This window comes from Indolivaga alginatilytica, assembly GCF_003201355.1.
Lineage (GTDB): Bacteria > Bacteroidota > Bacteroidia > Bacteroidales > Dysgonomonadaceae > Dysgonomonas_A > Dysgonomonas_A alginatilytica.
On the sequence record NZ_QICL01000016.1, the window covers coordinates 1 to 14,553 of the forward strand.

Annotated in this window: 12 protein-coding genes and 1 pseudogene; 3 read left to right on the top strand and 10 right to left on the bottom strand. The window is 36.9% G+C overall.

Annotated elements, in window-relative coordinates:
• Positions 1-216: 216 nt before the first annotated feature.
• The 10 genes and pseudogenes from CLV62_RS12455 to CLV62_RS12500 all read right to left on the bottom strand — a co-directional run bounded on the left by CLV62_RS12455 (position 217) and on the right by CLV62_RS12500 (position 11,564).
• Entirely contained in the window at positions 217-1,374 is a 1,158-nt protein-coding gene (locus tag CLV62_RS12455; protein WP_110311117.1) for a hypothetical protein, read from the bottom strand.
• Between the two features lie 74 nt (positions 1,375-1,448).
• Positions 1,449-2,336, bottom strand: a complete 888-nt coding sequence (locus CLV62_RS12460; RefSeq protein WP_110311118.1) for a HEPN domain-containing protein — start codon at positions 2,334-2,336, stop codon at positions 1,449-1,451.
• Between the two features lie 13 nt (positions 2,337-2,349).
• Positions 2,350-4,416, bottom strand: coding sequence for a tetratricopeptide repeat protein (locus CLV62_RS12465; protein ID WP_110311119.1), 2,067 nt, complete (start codon positions 4,414-4,416; stop codon positions 2,350-2,352).
• A 239-nt stretch (positions 4,417-4,655) separates the two neighbouring features.
• On the bottom strand, positions 4,656-7,046 hold the full coding sequence (locus CLV62_RS12470) for an exopolysaccharide transport family protein (protein WP_110311120.1): 2,391 nt from the start codon (positions 7,044-7,046) through the stop codon (positions 4,656-4,658).
• A 30-nt stretch (positions 7,047-7,076) separates the two neighbouring features.
• Positions 7,077-7,841: a polysaccharide biosynthesis/export family protein gene (locus CLV62_RS12475; RefSeq protein ID WP_110311121.1), complete on the bottom strand. Its 765-nt coding sequence runs from the start codon at positions 7,839-7,841 to the stop codon at positions 7,077-7,079.
• 2 nt (positions 7,842-7,843) lie between these two features.
• Positions 7,844-8,623 (bottom strand): polysaccharide biosynthesis/export family protein, encoded by a 780-nt coding sequence (locus CLV62_RS12480; protein ID WP_110311122.1) that lies wholly within the window; start codon positions 8,621-8,623, stop codon positions 7,844-7,846.
• A gap of 5 nt (positions 8,624-8,628) precedes the next feature.
• The gene (gene def / locus CLV62_RS12485; protein WP_110311123.1) at positions 8,629-9,192 is read right to left on the bottom strand and encodes a peptide deformylase; all 564 of its coding nucleotides are present in this window, start codon (positions 9,190-9,192) and stop codon (positions 8,629-8,631) included.
• On the bottom strand, positions 9,189-9,620 hold the full coding sequence (gene ruvX, locus CLV62_RS12490; protein ID WP_110311124.1) for a Holliday junction resolvase RuvX: 432 nt from the start codon (positions 9,618-9,620) through the stop codon (positions 9,189-9,191). The genes def and ruvX overlap by 4 nt, the downstream gene beginning before the upstream one ends.
• Positions 9,621-9,754: 134 nt before the next feature.
• Positions 9,755-10,486, bottom strand: a pseudogene (lptB, locus tag CLV62_RS12495) (LPS export ABC transporter ATP-binding protein); the annotation flags it as partial.
• Between the two features lie 58 nt (positions 10,487-10,544).
• Positions 10,545-11,564 carry a branched-chain amino acid aminotransferase gene (locus CLV62_RS12500; protein ID WP_110311125.1) on the bottom strand — a complete coding sequence of 340 codons (1,020 nt, stop codon included), beginning with the start codon at positions 11,562-11,564 and terminating at the stop codon, positions 10,545-10,547.
• A 321-nt stretch (positions 11,565-11,885) separates the two neighbouring features.
• Here CLV62_RS12500 and CLV62_RS12505 point away from each other — a divergent pair, with 321 nt between their 5' ends.
• The 3 genes from CLV62_RS12505 to CLV62_RS12515 all read left to right on the top strand — a co-directional run bounded on the left by CLV62_RS12505 (position 11,886) and on the right by CLV62_RS12515 (position 14,532).
• The gene (locus CLV62_RS12505; protein ID WP_050708458.1) at positions 11,886-12,236 is read left to right on the top strand and encodes an NADH-quinone oxidoreductase subunit A; all 351 of its coding nucleotides are present in this window, start codon (positions 11,886-11,888) and stop codon (positions 12,234-12,236) included.
• Positions 12,227-12,790: an NADH-quinone oxidoreductase subunit B gene (locus CLV62_RS12510; protein ID WP_110311126.1), complete on the top strand. Its 564-nt coding sequence runs from the start codon at positions 12,227-12,229 to the stop codon at positions 12,788-12,790. Before CLV62_RS12505 ends, CLV62_RS12510 begins: the two co-directional genes overlap by 10 nt.
• Before the next feature lie 113 nt (positions 12,791-12,903).
• Positions 12,904-14,532 (top strand): NADH-quinone oxidoreductase subunit D, encoded by a 1,629-nt coding sequence (locus tag CLV62_RS12515; RefSeq protein ID WP_110311127.1) that lies wholly within the window; start codon positions 12,904-12,906, stop codon positions 14,530-14,532.
• Positions 14,533-14,553 lie beyond the last annotated feature (21 nt).

The following is a 14,553-nucleotide window of genomic DNA, read 5'->3' on the forward strand; positions in this document are numbered from 1 at the left end:
CTAAGATACGTAAAATCAAGGTCTTTTCAAAATGAAAAATCACTTATTATCAATAAATTACCTGATTTATTGCTCTTTTTTTGTCATGTACTGAGCAAAAGTGACACTTTTTACCCGCTTTTTATCCTGCCCCTACAGCCAAGTTCATTGTTACTTTTTTGAGTGTTTTTTATACTTAAAGCCTTTGTTAATAGATAAAAGCGCTTTAGATGCTGTTTAATAAATTTCTTTGTGCATTATTAACGGCATAACCTTCTCATTAAAATTGTCACGGTTAATTCCAATAAGTTTTTCAATAGAAATAAAATAGTTATCATCTCCCTGTCCGCAGTTCAATAGTTCAATGATTCCCTCAGTTCCTTTTATCCGTTCTATTTCATCACAGATAACCCCTGATATAGTTGATTTGGGGGATATTCGTTCCGAGTAACTGAAAAAACGTGGATTACTATTAAATATATCCAATAATGTTTCACTGGGATGATCTTTAAGGTATTGTCGCAATTCAAGTATCAGATCACTTTGATTGGGTATATATCCGTTTATATCCGTGTAATATGCATCTCCCCATGTATACGCTAATCCTTCCTCTGCGGTAACATTACGTTTATCTCTTATTTGGTAAGCATACATATGCAGTGCATCATGCGAGAAATCTTCATTTCCTCTGACGACGAATAATGTGTTGGGATTGACAATATATCCCCGATTAATGATACCGTTATTCCCATACTCATAATCGACCCCCAAAAGGTTAAGAGATTCCTGATAATTATTTGTTACATAAACTTTGTAGTTGATTATAGGCAATCCGAATTTTGATGCCATAGCTCTGTTCTTTTGTACAAAATTAGATGCACGTTCCATGTTTAGGTTGTCAGGATAATAAAAAGTTATCTCATCAATATCCTTTGATTTCCATGACCTTGTTCTATGTTTCAATGGTGTTGAGAATACAAATTTTCCGTTGTTTTTTGTTGCAAAGAATGTATATATACCATAGATGGCAGGAGGAACAGAATCGTTCTGCGATTTACTGTAAGCCAGTGTAATATTATAGTCGTCACTTGCTGTTAGTTTATAGATATTAAGTATTTGCGGATGCGGATAATTGGATGTGGTATCGGGTCTGGTAATCCATCCCAGACTCTTGAAATAATTCGTGTTGAAATCAATATCCCGATTGTCAAGTAAATTTGTGGGAATATTTTCGTTTGCGATACCTTCAAAGAGTGTGTTCAATAAAGTTATGATTTCATTCTTTACCGAATCAGGTATTTCGGAATATAAATTCTCAGGGGTATAAAAATTTTGTTGTGAATAGCTTCCAAAGCTAACGAAAATAAGCAAAATAAGAGTGTATATCTTATTCATAATTAGTTGGTTAATGTTGATCCGTCAAGGTTATATTAAGATGAAAGGTTATTAATTAGCTCTATTTTAGCCTTTTACTCCATTTCCCCATATTCTTTGATCTTCTGTTCACAAATACGTTTGGTAATATCTCTCAGTAGTTCTATTTTCGGGATCAAAGTATCTATATCGTCTTTGGTGACTACAAAATCGGGGTCGTATCTGCCGTTTACATAAGCAGCTTTGACAAGCTCGAAAAGGCGTTTTTCTTCGGGTGTATCTTGTGGAAAGACTTTTATAAACTCATGAGAATATTTCTTTACTGAGTTTAGTAGTTTAGTGAGATTATGTTGTTTTGGATTTTCTAATGTAAAAACCAACCGGATAGCATATATATAATTTTCACAAGCTTGATGTAGCATAAAAGAGGCTGTTCTATATTCTTTTATACCATAATTGAATAATGTGTTTTGGATAAAAACATCTCCGCTATGATATTTATCATCGAAATATTCTTGAGCTTGTTGCTTTATTTCTTCAAAACTAAGTTTGCGTCTTCGGGCAAGCTTGTGTTTTCCGCTATCATATAATACAACACCTTCTTGTTTTATTTGGGTGTAAAAATACCTACCTTCTTTCAGATATTTGTTCAGCTTTTTCATATCATCGCTGATAAACTGAACGGGTGGTTGCCTATCGGGGTCTTTCGCCCTGTCATAATACATATCTTCCACATTGCTGAGAGCTCTGATTGCAACACCGTCCGAAACTCCACTTGTTACAACCAATATATCATAATCGCTTACATAGAACTGTATTTTGCCAAACTCATACTTTTCATCATATGCCACATAATCATTACGGGCATAACTACCGAAAAGGATTATCATTTCGGTCTGTTTGATCCGTGTCAGGATAGATTCAACAATATAATGCAAATCCCGCTGATTGGTAGATGGGAGATGTGATATAGACTTTTTCATCCGATCAGTTTATTTATTCGGTCATTCTTTTAATGATACTATATGCACTTACCATTCCCAGTTCACCTGCTTTGCGGAGATCATCCAGACCTCGGTCGGTATCCTTTACCTGCAATCTGCTTAAGCCCCTGTTATAGTAAGCCTCACTAAATTCAGGATCGCGACGCAATATCTCGTTATAATCAAGAATTGCTGATCTGAAATCTTTTTGCATCGATTTTATTTCGGCTCTGTTGTAATAGGCAAAAGTAAAATCGGGAGATAACTCTATAAGCTGGTCGTAACTTTTCAGAATAGATTCATATTCGAGTCTCGAACGCATAGCTTTCGAATCTGCATCCGAATTTGTTCCTGATGTGGTAGTCACGGATTTGTCTGCTCCGAGTTTCATATTGATACTTAATTCCGACTGAGGAGCCTGATTGTACAACTCAGGGAAAATATCTTTGGATTTTAACTGCTTGGTGTATGCCACTGCCAAATTAAAATAGGCAAGTGTAAACTTAGGATCGATGACTGTTGCTTTTCTGAAATCTTCAATCGCACTGTTGAAATCCTGCACCAGCATATAATCGATACCTCTGGCAAAATATAAGATTGCTTTTTCCGGTTGTTCATCAATCAATTTCGAATATTCGTTGATAGATGTAAAATGTGTTGCAATCTGTGCACTATCCAATGCTACTTCCTGATTCGTAATAATCAGTTTTCTGCTGAGAATATTTTGTTTATTGAGGTTCTCAAGATCTTGGTTGTAGTGGATGAATTTTTGCAAATCATTCACTTTCTCATAATACGATACAATGAATGTCGGAGCCAGTTCAGTATTAACTTGCTTGTTTTGAACTTTTCCACGGGTTTCACTATTGTATTTGCTCTTTTCTTCCTCTTCCTTGTCTGCTACAACAAGCAGGTTGAACTTGTCAATCGTTTTATCCGATTTCTCCCTCGTTTTATCCGACTCTTTGTCTTTTCCTGCAAATGCATCTTTCTTGGTTTGTTCTTCTTTTCGTCGGGCATACAGATAATCCTGTTCCGCATTGCGTAAATCGTTTTGTTTACGTTTAATCTCGGATCTCAGATAAAATCCCTGATAGAAATCAGGATACTCTTTCAATACTATATTTATGTCGTTCAATGCACCTTTTATATCACCGATATTGTTTTTCAGTATACCTCTGTTCATATAAGCAATGAAGTTGTCAGGCTCGTTTTGTATAACAAAGTCAAAATCGGCTATCGCTTTATTGTCATCTCCAACCTGAGCACGTAAAAGAGCCCTGTTGAAATGTGCTATGTGATTCTTAGGTTCTATATCTACCACGTGATCATAATCTGCCATCGCTCCTCTCAGGTCGTTCTTGTAGTATTTGGTAAGCCCGCGGTTGATATAATTGCCCGTTATCATAGGATCGAGCTTTATGGCCTCATCAAAATCGGTAAGGGCTTTCTCGTATTCCTTCTGTGCAAAATAGGTGGATGCACGCATAGAATAAGCAGGAGCAAAATACTTGTCTTTGTCAATTGCCTTGCTGTAACTTTCTAAAGCCTTAATGGTATCGCCTCTTTCCAGATACAAACTTCCACGGGTTAATATCCCCTGTGTATAATTCGGATTCGTTTGAACCAATCTGTCCAAGTTCTTTTCGGCTTCGTCATAATCTTTCTTTTCGATATTGACTATACCCATATTTATCAGGATAAATTTATCATCCGGATTATTTTTGAGGCTTACTTTATAGTCTTCTAAGGCTCCGTCGTAATCTTTTTGATTCTGACGGGCATCAGCACGTAGTTGATAAGCATTGGTGAAAAAGGGATTTCGCTCGATACATTGCGAGCAATCTTCGTCCGCTCCTTTGAAATCGTCAAGATAATATTTGGCAACCGCTCTGTAGAAATAGGGTTCGGCCAGATATGGTTTCGATTTGATTACCTGATTAAAGTATTGTATTGCAAGGATATAATCCTCAAAATACAATGCATTACGTCCGATTAATGTAACTCTGTCTGTGTTAATCTGTGCAGAGAGTATTATCGACTGAAAGAGCGTAAAAAGTATTAATAGATATTTCTTCACGATTCTATAAAATGTTAAGGTCACAGACCTATTTATTGCTTTGGCAAGTATAGTTAAATAGTTACAGGTTGCAAGTAGACAAGTTGCGAACAGACAAGTTTTGTTTACTTATCAACCGGTTTGCTTATTTACTAAAAACGATCATTAAATACTTGCTTTTACTTATTCAAGGCAAATATATAAATTCTATGTATATAAACTAAAAGAGAGGCATTTGAAGCCTCTCTTTTTATATATTTTTATTTTTCAAAATAGTCGTCATGGTAATACGAGTTCCGTTTCAGGTAGTAGGATTTATCACCGTAGTACCTCGATGTTCCATAATATCCCTCTCGTCCTTTTACATCATTAAAGACTAATGCAGCATGTTCTAAGCCGTCATTACGCATCTGGCTGACAACACTCTTGAAAAAGGCCTTGTTCGTTTTACCTCTGCGGACAACAAATAGAGTTGTATCCACATATTTCGATAGGATATATGCATCGGAGACTAACCCTATGGGGCTACAGTCTACTATCACATAATCGTATTTGCTCTTCAAATGATCTAGCAGATCCTTTGTCTTTTTAGTTTTAATTAACTCACTCGGATTCGGAGGCAATGTTCCTGCCGTAATTACATCAAACTCATATTCGGGGTGAGTTATCGTTATTTCATCCAGAGTAACCTGTCCTATCAGGTAGTTCGACACTCCTTTTTTGCTTTCTATACTTAGTAGTTTTCCTACTGAGGGACGTCTTAAGTCAAAGTCAATTAAAACTACCTTCTTTCCGGTTAATTGGTATACCGAGGCTATATTTCCTGCTATAAATGTTTTACCATCGCCGGGTTCGGCAGATGTTATCAAAGTCGAGATACCCGTTTCTTTCTGGGCTATATACTCTATCCTGATTCGCATATTCCGAAACGATTCGGCAAAGCTGGATTTAGGGAAGTTTTTAACCAGAGTTGTTGAACCCGAAGAGGAGAGCTTCTTAGATATATTTTCGATAGTACCTATTACCGGCAGACCCGATAGGCGTTCGCAATCTTCTTTGGTCGATATGACAAGATTAAATATTTCCTCTTTAGCAATCACAAACAGTAACGGCAAACCTAATCCGATAAAAAAGTAAAATGTGTAATTTTTCCTTTTTTCATCTCCATTTACAGGGCCTCCTTTTTGTCTGGGTGCTTCCATTATAAAGTTATCAGGTATGTTAGATGCTTTCTGTATTGTGGCCTCATACCTTCTTTGTCTCAAATAGGTATAATAAGCATCATTTACCTGATATCTTTTTTCGTAGCGGATATATTCCCGCTCCTGAGCAGGCAGAGTGGCCATTTTATCCTCAATTTCTTTTGTGTTATTGTCTAAGCTTTCTTTTTTATTTTGTACTCGATCCTGAAGAGCTCTTAGTTCTTCAAGTATGTTAATTCTTAAATTTGTTAAAGACTGCTCACTCTTTGCATACATAGGATGTGCACTTCCCATGCTTGAGAGTTTATTTACCAGATTGTTGTATTCGCCTATCGACCGTGCTAATTTAGGCTCATTTAATCCTAAAGCTGTAGGGTCTATAAGCTCTGTTTTGTTTAATATAGAATTACTGATTTCATCGGTGAGCCTTAGTATTAAATCTTCTTGAGCTTTAACCTCTCCGATCGATTTCATAACTGATTCCAACTCAACCCGACCATCAGACTTTGTTATTCTATATAATCCGGTCTCATCCTGAAAATCCTTGAAAATTATTTCCGATTGTTGCAATGAATCGGCTATGATTCCCATCTGTTTGTCTATAAAGGCAATTGTTCTGTCGGCAGCTTCGTTTTTCAATGTTAAATTATACTCCTCAAACTCTTGCAATAGTGCACGTAAGAAATCAACATCCTGCGCCGGGCTGCTTCCGAATATAGATATACCTAATGCGGTAGAGCCGTCTCTAACCAAGCCGGATGATATTCTGCCCGAATAACGTCCGATTAGTTCTTCCTTGGACACAAATCTAAAGCTGAAAGGTTCAAAATTTGGTGCAAATCGAGGAGATTTGGTTATTTTTATATAAAAACGAGGTTCTTGAACAAATTGGTCATAAGGAACTTCCATAGAGAATGGCTGCGTTGTTTCCGACCCCTCATAAAAAATTCTGCATTTTTCACTGTTTATGGGTTCTATTTCGAAAACAATACTATATGCACTGGGTGCAACGTATTTGGCCTCAATTGTTACAGGAGTTACTCCATACCAGTTTTCAACTTTAAATTTGCTTTTCTTAAAGTAATCCACTCGCATTTGCGGTAACTTGGCAACGGCACGAACAACCATATCGTACGAATTGAGTAGCATTTGCTGATTTATCGAGTTCTGAACCAGCGTACCCAGCTGAACAGATCCGATTGCAACTCCCGCGTTTCCCCGGCTTTCCATCATAAGAACTGCTCCCGACTGATATAATGGTGTCCAGCTCTTGTTCTTGATATAGGCATAACCTAAAAAGAGAGCTAATGATAAAGCAAATAAATACCAGTATTTAAGTATTCGATAGAACCATAAAACAAAATCAAAAGTAAATTTTGTCTTTGCTTGGACTTCATCAAAGTATGGGTCTGTGCCAAAGTCGGCTGGCCTGTTTATATTTTGTTCCATGATTTCGTAAAATCCTTAAATTATATTGGTTTAATTTAGTCGATTGGAAATAGCTATTATTGAAAGTACAGCAAATATTGGAGCTGTTATTGTTGTGATCAATCCTGTGACAGAAGTTATGCGGAAGAAAGCTCTTTTACTGGTTGCATAATAAATCATATCATTCGGTTTGATATAGTAAAATTCAGATTCGATAATTGATTCGGCTCTCAGGTCAAATTCTTTTATGATTGATCTTCCTGTTTCATCAAGCCGTATGATTTTTACTTTCTCTAATTCTAAATCCGGGCCTGGTTTTCCATTTATAGCCAACGCCTGAAATATAGTCATATTATCTTTATATATTTCTCGGCGTCCATTCTGTTGACTTGAAACAATATAATAGTAATTATTGTTCAAAAAAACCTTAACCTGAGCGTCGGGTATAGCTTGTCTCATTTTATTCTGAATAACGTCTTCTGCTTCAGGAATTGTTAGTCCAAGAATTTGAACTTCTCCAAAAAAAGGAATTGAGATGTCTCCTGTTTCGACTATCGCGTAAGTTGCTCTGTTGCCTCCTATGCTAGTTGACACAACTCCATTGAACACATCAGAAAAATCTTTATTGCTCGTTAGTATCGAACACGATATCTCATCATTTATTTGAAGTTTATAATCCTCAAAAGGTTTTGCTGCGTATAGAGGGCCTTTATCTTGCAATAAATTGGTCGTTTTTGGTGATGTACACGAGCTGTGTAATACCATTGTTAATCCAATAATTAAGCAATAATAAAAATATGTGAATTCTTTTTTCATTTTTATAATCTTGAAATTAAAGCTATTAATCCGGTTATTGTACCGAGAAGTCCGACTAAACCTAAGACTCCGGTGAAAGAGGTTATACGTCCGAAGAAGAATGTATTGGTTTTTTCCGATACATATATAACGTCATTCGGTTGTATGTAGTAGTATTCTGAATCAACGATGTCTTTAGATCGTATATCAAAAGTTTTGACTTCTGTTCCATTGGGTGTCTGTCTGATAATTTTGACTTTCTTATGGTCTCCGAAAGTCTTTATAGGCCCTGTCATTGCCAACGCCTGAAATATCGTAAGCTTAGGGAGGTTCATTGCAACTCTGCTTTGTCCGGCTTCCCCGAGTACACTAAAGAAACGGTTTTGTAAGTTTAATTCAATCACGATGTTAGGTGAAAAGGTGGAAAACCGCTCTTCTATAATCTTTTTTGCTTCGTTCGTGGTGTAACCTTCCACTAAAATTTTACCCAAATAGGGGATTTTGACAGTTCCATCTGAGTAAACATTCAGGACATTCGGACTCGTTTGACTTGAAGAGGCACCGCTTATTCCTGAAGATTGATTCACGATATATACAGCAAAGAGTTCTCTCATACTTTCATCAAGTGTATATATCCGAAGTACAAGTTGATCTCCTATGATGATCTTATAATCATTGTTCAGATTTACATCGATAGGATAGTCCTTCTTTATATCTTGAAGAAGATTAGTGTCTTTGGGCGTAACGCAGGAGCTCAACAGAGATATTATAACTATTTGCAATAATAGCAGTTTAATTTTCATAAGTCTCAAGGTTTGTTTTGAATAGCTTTTGTTCTGTAAGAGCAATTTACTCGCCCTTTTATAAGATTATTTAACTTCGATTTTATTAATTGTTTTCTGATACCTGAGATTTTATCTATAAATAGTTTGCCCTCTATATGATCATATTCATGTTGGATACAGCGTGCAAAAAAATCTGAGTATATCTCTTCATGTTCAACGAAATTTTCATCAAAATATTTGATTTTAATCGTTTCTTCTCTGGGAACACTTTCATTGATACCTGGAATACTGAGGCATCCTTCCTGAACAGATGTTATTTCTCCGGTCCTTTCAATAATCTCAGCATTAATGAATGCTTTTTTAAATCCGTGATATTTTTCATTATCTTCAGCCAAGGGTTCTAAGTCAACAACAAAAAGACGGATATCCAATCCTATTTGTGGTGCAGCTAATCCGACTCCATCTGCATTGTACATTGTTTCGAACATGTTTTGAACAAGCTCACTTAGATTTGGGTAATCTTTTTCTATATTGTGAGCCACTTTTCTCAATACCGGTTGACCGTAGAGATATATTGGAAGTATCATAAATTCTTATTTTTGTATGTAAGACTTTCCATGTAGTCTTGTAATATAATAGTTGCACTAATTTCGTCAATAATCGCTTTGTTTTGACGGTCTTTTTTTTTCATCCCACTTTCGATCATCGATCTTTGAGCTATTACAGAAGTAAAACGTTCATCGTAATATTCGATAGGAATGTGGGGAAACTGAGCACCGAACTTTTTCACAAAGGGTTCTATATGCCTCATGTTTTCGGAAAACTCATTGTTCATTTGTTTAGGCATGCCGATAATTACATAATCGACAGGCTCTTTTCCGAAATAGTCTTTTAAATATGTTAATAGTGTATGAGTTGGTACTGTTGTTAGTCCTGTTGCAATAATTCTTAAGGGATCTGTGACAGCTAATCCTGTACGTTTTGTTCCATAATCTATTGCGAGTAATCGTCCCATATTGAAAGGCAAAGATATAAAAAAATATTTTCCTTTGAATGAAATCAGTTAAATGCTTATAAAAAGAGGTCAATACCGCCCTCTATAATATCGGATACTCCGGTTTGAGGAGTGTCCGATTCTTTTAGATGCTCAAAACTTCTACGTTTTAGCTGGAAGTCCCGACCTAGATATTTTTCTCTTACTATTTCGTTTTCGGCCAATTCTTGGGCTGTGCCTTGAAATAAGACTTTACCCTCGAATAACAAATAAGCACGGTCTGTGATACTTAGGGTCTCATCTACATTATGATCGGTGATTAGAATACCAATATTTTTGTATTTTAATTTTGCTACAATCTCTTGAATGTCTTGTACGGCTATAGGGTCTACTCCCGCAAAAGGTTCATCGAGCATAATAAACTTGGGGTTTATGGCGAGGCAACGGGCTATTTCGGCACGTCTTCTTTCCCCCCCCGAAAGTCTGTCTCCCAGATTTTTACGGACTTTGTGCAGTCCGAATTCAGAAATAAGACTTTCTAGTTTTTCTTTTTGATATTCTTTAGATTGTCCTGTCATTTCCAGGACTGATTTGATATTGTCTTCTACTGTCAGTTTTCGAAATATAGATGCTTCCTGCGCCAGATATCCGATTCCGTTTTGAGCACGTTTATATACAGGGTATTTCGTTATCTCCTGATCATTGAGGAATATACGTCCCTGATTCGGCATAACTAATCCTACAGTCATATAGAATGTTGTAGTTTTACCAGCTCCATTTGGACCAAGTAAACCTACAATTTCTCCTTGCTTAACTTCTATTGAAACATGATTGACGACCGTTCGGGATTTGTATTTTTTCACCAAGTCCTCTGTTCGTAATATCATTTGTGATTGCTCTGGCTGCATTAATTTAACCTATTGATTCGTGAAATAGTTAAAATACTTATTCAAGTATAGTGACCCAATTGTGTGTGTCGGGCTCATCTCCGTATTGTATTGCTCTCAGTTTATTGTAAAGAAGAGTGGATACCGGTCCGGCTTGTCCGTTTTTAACAAAAGAGTAAGATTTGTTTTCTTCTAAATCATCAATTCTTTCAACCGGACTGATTACTGCTGCTGTTCCACAGATGCCGGCTTCTTCGAAAGAACCCAATTCGTCTTCGGGTATTGGTCGTCGCTCAACCTTCATTCCTAAATCCTCGGCCAATTGCATCAGGCTATTGTTAGTAATAGATGGAAGTATCGAAGTTGACTCAGGTGTTATATAGGTATTGTTTTTTATAGCAAAAAAATTGGCGGGTCCACCTTCGTCTATATATTTTTTCTCTTTAGGGTCTAGATACAATACTGCTGAGTAACCCATCTCGTGGGCTTTGTGGCCGGCAGTTAAACTTGCGGCATAATTTCCGCCTATTTTATAAGTGCCCGTGCCTAATGGTGCAGCCCTGTCGAAACTTCTGAAGATAACAAGAGGGGTTGGTTTGAATCCTTCTTTGAAGTAAGGACCTACAGGGGTTACGAAAACTACAAATAGATATTCGGATGAAGGCTTTACTCCTACTTGTGGACTAATACCTATTAGTAGAGGGCGTATATATAAGGCTGCTCCACTTTCGTAAGGTGGAACAAATTTTTCATTGAGTTTGACTGCTTTGAGAACCGATTCTTCAAAAACCTCATTGGGAAGTTCCTGCATCATAATACCTCGGCAAGAAGACTGCATGCGGAGAGAATTTTCTCTCATCCTGAAAATTCGTATTTTACCATCCTTGCCTCTGAATGCTTTTAATCCTTCAAAGGCCTCTTGACCATAATGCAGGCAAGTTGCAGCCATGTGAAGTTCGATTGTTTCGGATGAGCTTTCTGTAGGAGTGCTCCACTTTCCGTCTTTGAAATAGCTCCGAACATTAAAGTCGGTTTTTAAATATCCAAAAGATAAATTTGCCCAGTCTATTGTACCCATATCTTAGTATTCTATTAATAATGTCTGTAACCAACAATAATTTAACCCGCGTGTTTTATTTGTGAGTATTCGCAAAAGTACAATTTTAGTTTATTAGTTGATTGTTTTAGTTTAAATATTCTTAAAGATTAATCTTGATTTACATATATTTCGGATAGTTATAGATTGAATCTATGAAAGATGTACTTTTGTGGGTATTTATTTTGTTCATTAAAAAAAAGACTTACTTTTGCATCGATTATGACAAGTGCAGTTGATACTTTTGCCCGTCATTTGTCTTTTCGATCTTATAATGTATAGCCTTTTTGAATAATCAAGTATATGAATTCTGCTTTATTTTTAGTTGTTTTTGTTACTGGACTGCTTCTGGTTTGTGCCGGTTTAGGGATGGCAATTTTATTGTCTCCCAGTTCTTTTAATGCGCAAAAGGGACAAGCGTACGAATGTGGTATCCCAACAAAGGGAACGTCTTGGATGCAATTCAGGGTGGGTTACTATTTGTATGCGATACTCTACTTAATGTTTGATGTGGAAGCTATTTTCTTATTTCCCTGGGCTACTGTAGTTCGGGATTTAGGTATGGCAGGATTGTATAGTATATTATTTTTCTTGTTGATTCTAGGTTTAGGATTAGCTTATGCCTGGAGGAAAGGAGCATTGCAATGGAAGTAAAGAATGTATATATAAAAGGAATTCCTAACGAAGAATTTCGTGATAACGAGTATCTTGAAGATTATGTAAAAGAACTTCAGGCGAATGGAGTCGGAATAATTGTCGGTAAGTTAGATGATCTTATTAATTGGGGTCGTTCAAATTCAATCTGGCCTTTGGCCTTTGCAACCAGTTGTTGTGGTATCGAATTTATGGCAACAGCAGCAGCAAAATACGATATAGCACGTTTTGGAATGGAAGTTACCCGTAATAGTCCCCGTCAGGCAGACTGTGTTGTGGTAGCCGGAACTATTGTACATAAAATGGCTCCACTTTTGAAGCGTATATATGATCAGATGGCTGAGCCTAAATATGTAGTGGCTATGGGTAGTTGTGCTATTTCGGGCGGACCTTTCATCGACTCTTACCACGTGGTAAAAGGAATTGATGAATTTATTCCCGTAGATGTGTATATACCCGGTTGTCCTCCTCGTCCCGAATCGTTGCTTTATGGCTTGATGCAATTGCAACGTAAGATAAAACTGGAACGTTTTTTATTTAAAGTGAAAAAATAAATTTGATTGCCCATATCTGTTATTAACAAATATGGATAATCGATTAACTATAACCGGCTATAGCCACGCTTTTACCAAAGTAATAAAAAGGTCTGAGGCCTTATAAGTGATCAATGGAGAATATCAAGAATTTAATCTTAAATACGGTACCTGAAGCAGTTATTGAAGACAAGAAGGTCTTGACTGTGACTGTAGAGTCGGACAAACTGCACCACTTGGCAAAAACGTTACGTTATAACGCCGAGTTTCCTTTTGATTTTCTTGTTCAATTAACAGGGGTCGATAGAGGTGAAATGTTAGGTGTTAACTATTTGTTGTCATCTTCTAAGGATGTCTCCGTAGAGATACTTCTAAAGACAAGTACTGCTGATAGGGTTAACCCTTTATTGTATACAGTTACCGATCTTTGGGAAACTGCCGATTTTAACGAAAGAGAAGTGTATGCTCTATTAGGGATAAGATTTATAAATCATCCTGATATGCGTAAATTTTTCCTGAATCAGGATTGGAGAGGTTATCCTTTAAGGAAAGACTATGATGCTGATCCGGCGTTAAATCCTGTTACGGTTGAAAGTAAGGATATGGTTGATACTGCTCCTCGTATCTATGAAACGCCTCAAGGTTTGAAGGAAGAGGTTGTTAAGGTATTTGAAGACGATGATTATATTATAAATATTGGACCGCAACACCCTTCTACCCACGGTGTAATGCACTTTAGAGTAGCCTTAGAGGGTGAAATCGTGAAGAAGATTGATGTTCATAGCGGTTATATTCATAGAGGTATAGAGAAGTTAAGCGAAAATCTTACTTATCCCCAAATACTACACTTTACAGACAGACTAGATTACCTTTCTTCCAATATTAACCGTCATGGTTTGTGTATGTGTGTGGAGAAAGCCGCAGAAATAGAAATTCCCGAAAGAGCACAATATATCCGTACTATTATGGATGAATTGAATCGTATTGATTCTCACCTGATAGCATGGGGTACTCTGTGTATGGACCTGGGGGCTACTACTGCTTTTATTTATGGAATGCGTGAGCGTGAACGTATCCTCGATATTTTTGAGAAAACATCGGGCGGTCGTCTTATAATAAACTATAACGTTGTCGGTGGTGTAATGTTCGATATACATCCCGATTTTCAGAAAGACATCAAAGCTTTCATTCCCGAGATGAGAGAACGTCTAAAAGAATATGATAAACTGGTTACAGGCAATCCTATTATTATTGGTAGGTTAAAAGGAATTGGTATTTTGTCAAGAGAAGATGCTATTTCTTATGCTGTTACCGGACCTGCGGGTCGTGCTTCCGGCTTTGCTTGTGATTTGAGAATACATCATCCATATGCTTTATACAATAAAGTAACATTTAAGGAGGTGATTCGCCACGAAGGTGATTCATTCTCCCGTTACTTAAATCGCTTGGATGAGATTGAACAATCTTTACAAATATTAGAACAATTAGTAGACAATATACCTGACGGAGATTTCTTGGCAAAAGTAAAAGCTATTATAAAATTGCCTGAAGGGGAATATTCACAACGAGTGGAAGCTGCTCGCGGAGAATTCGGTGTCTTTATTGAAAGCCGTGGAGATAAAACTCCTTATCGTTTGAAATTCAGATCACCATCGATGGCTCTGGTTTCTGCAATGCCAACTCTTTGTGCAGGAGAAAAACTTTCGGATCTAATCGGTATTGGTGGATCGATGGATTATGTGATACCCGATATTGACCGTTAAAGGTCGTACCTTTTGTAGAGT

Excerpts from the sequence above, each read along its gene's own strand:
- CLV62_RS12500 (WP_110311125.1), bottom strand. The coding sequence starts at position 11,564 with ATGGGTACAATAGACTGGGCAAATTTATCTTTTGGATATTTAAAAACC.
- CLV62_RS12470 (WP_110311120.1), bottom strand. The coding sequence starts at position 7,046 with ATGGAACAAAATATAAACAGGCCAGCCGACTTTGGCACAGACCCATAC.
- CLV62_RS12455 (WP_110311117.1), bottom strand. The coding sequence starts at position 1,374 with ATGAATAAGATATACACTCTTATTTTGCTTATTTTCGTTAGCTTTGGA.
- CLV62_RS12475 (WP_110311121.1), bottom strand. The coding sequence starts at position 7,841 with ATGAAAAAAGAATTCACATATTTTTATTATTGCTTAATTATTGGATTA.
- def (WP_110311123.1), bottom strand. The coding sequence starts at position 9,192 with ATGATACTTCCAATATATCTCTACGGTCAACCGGTATTGAGAAAAGTG.
- CLV62_RS12460 (WP_110311118.1), bottom strand. The coding sequence starts at position 2,336 with ATGAAAAAGTCTATATCACATCTCCCATCTACCAATCAGCGGGATTTG.
- ruvX (WP_110311124.1), bottom strand. The coding sequence starts at position 9,620 with ATGGGACGATTACTCGCAATAGATTATGGAACAAAACGTACAGGATTA.
- CLV62_RS12510 (WP_110311126.1), top strand. The coding sequence starts at position 12,227 with ATGGAAGTAAAGAATGTATATATAAAAGGAATTCCTAACGAAGAATTT.
- CLV62_RS12505 (WP_050708458.1), top strand. The coding sequence starts at position 11,886 with ATGAATTCTGCTTTATTTTTAGTTGTTTTTGTTACTGGACTGCTTCTG.
- CLV62_RS12515 (WP_110311127.1), top strand. The coding sequence starts at position 12,904 with ATGGAGAATATCAAGAATTTAATCTTAAATACGGTACCTGAAGCAGTT.
- CLV62_RS12480 (WP_110311122.1), bottom strand. The coding sequence starts at position 8,623 with ATGAAAATTAAACTGCTATTATTGCAAATAGTTATAATATCTCTGTTG.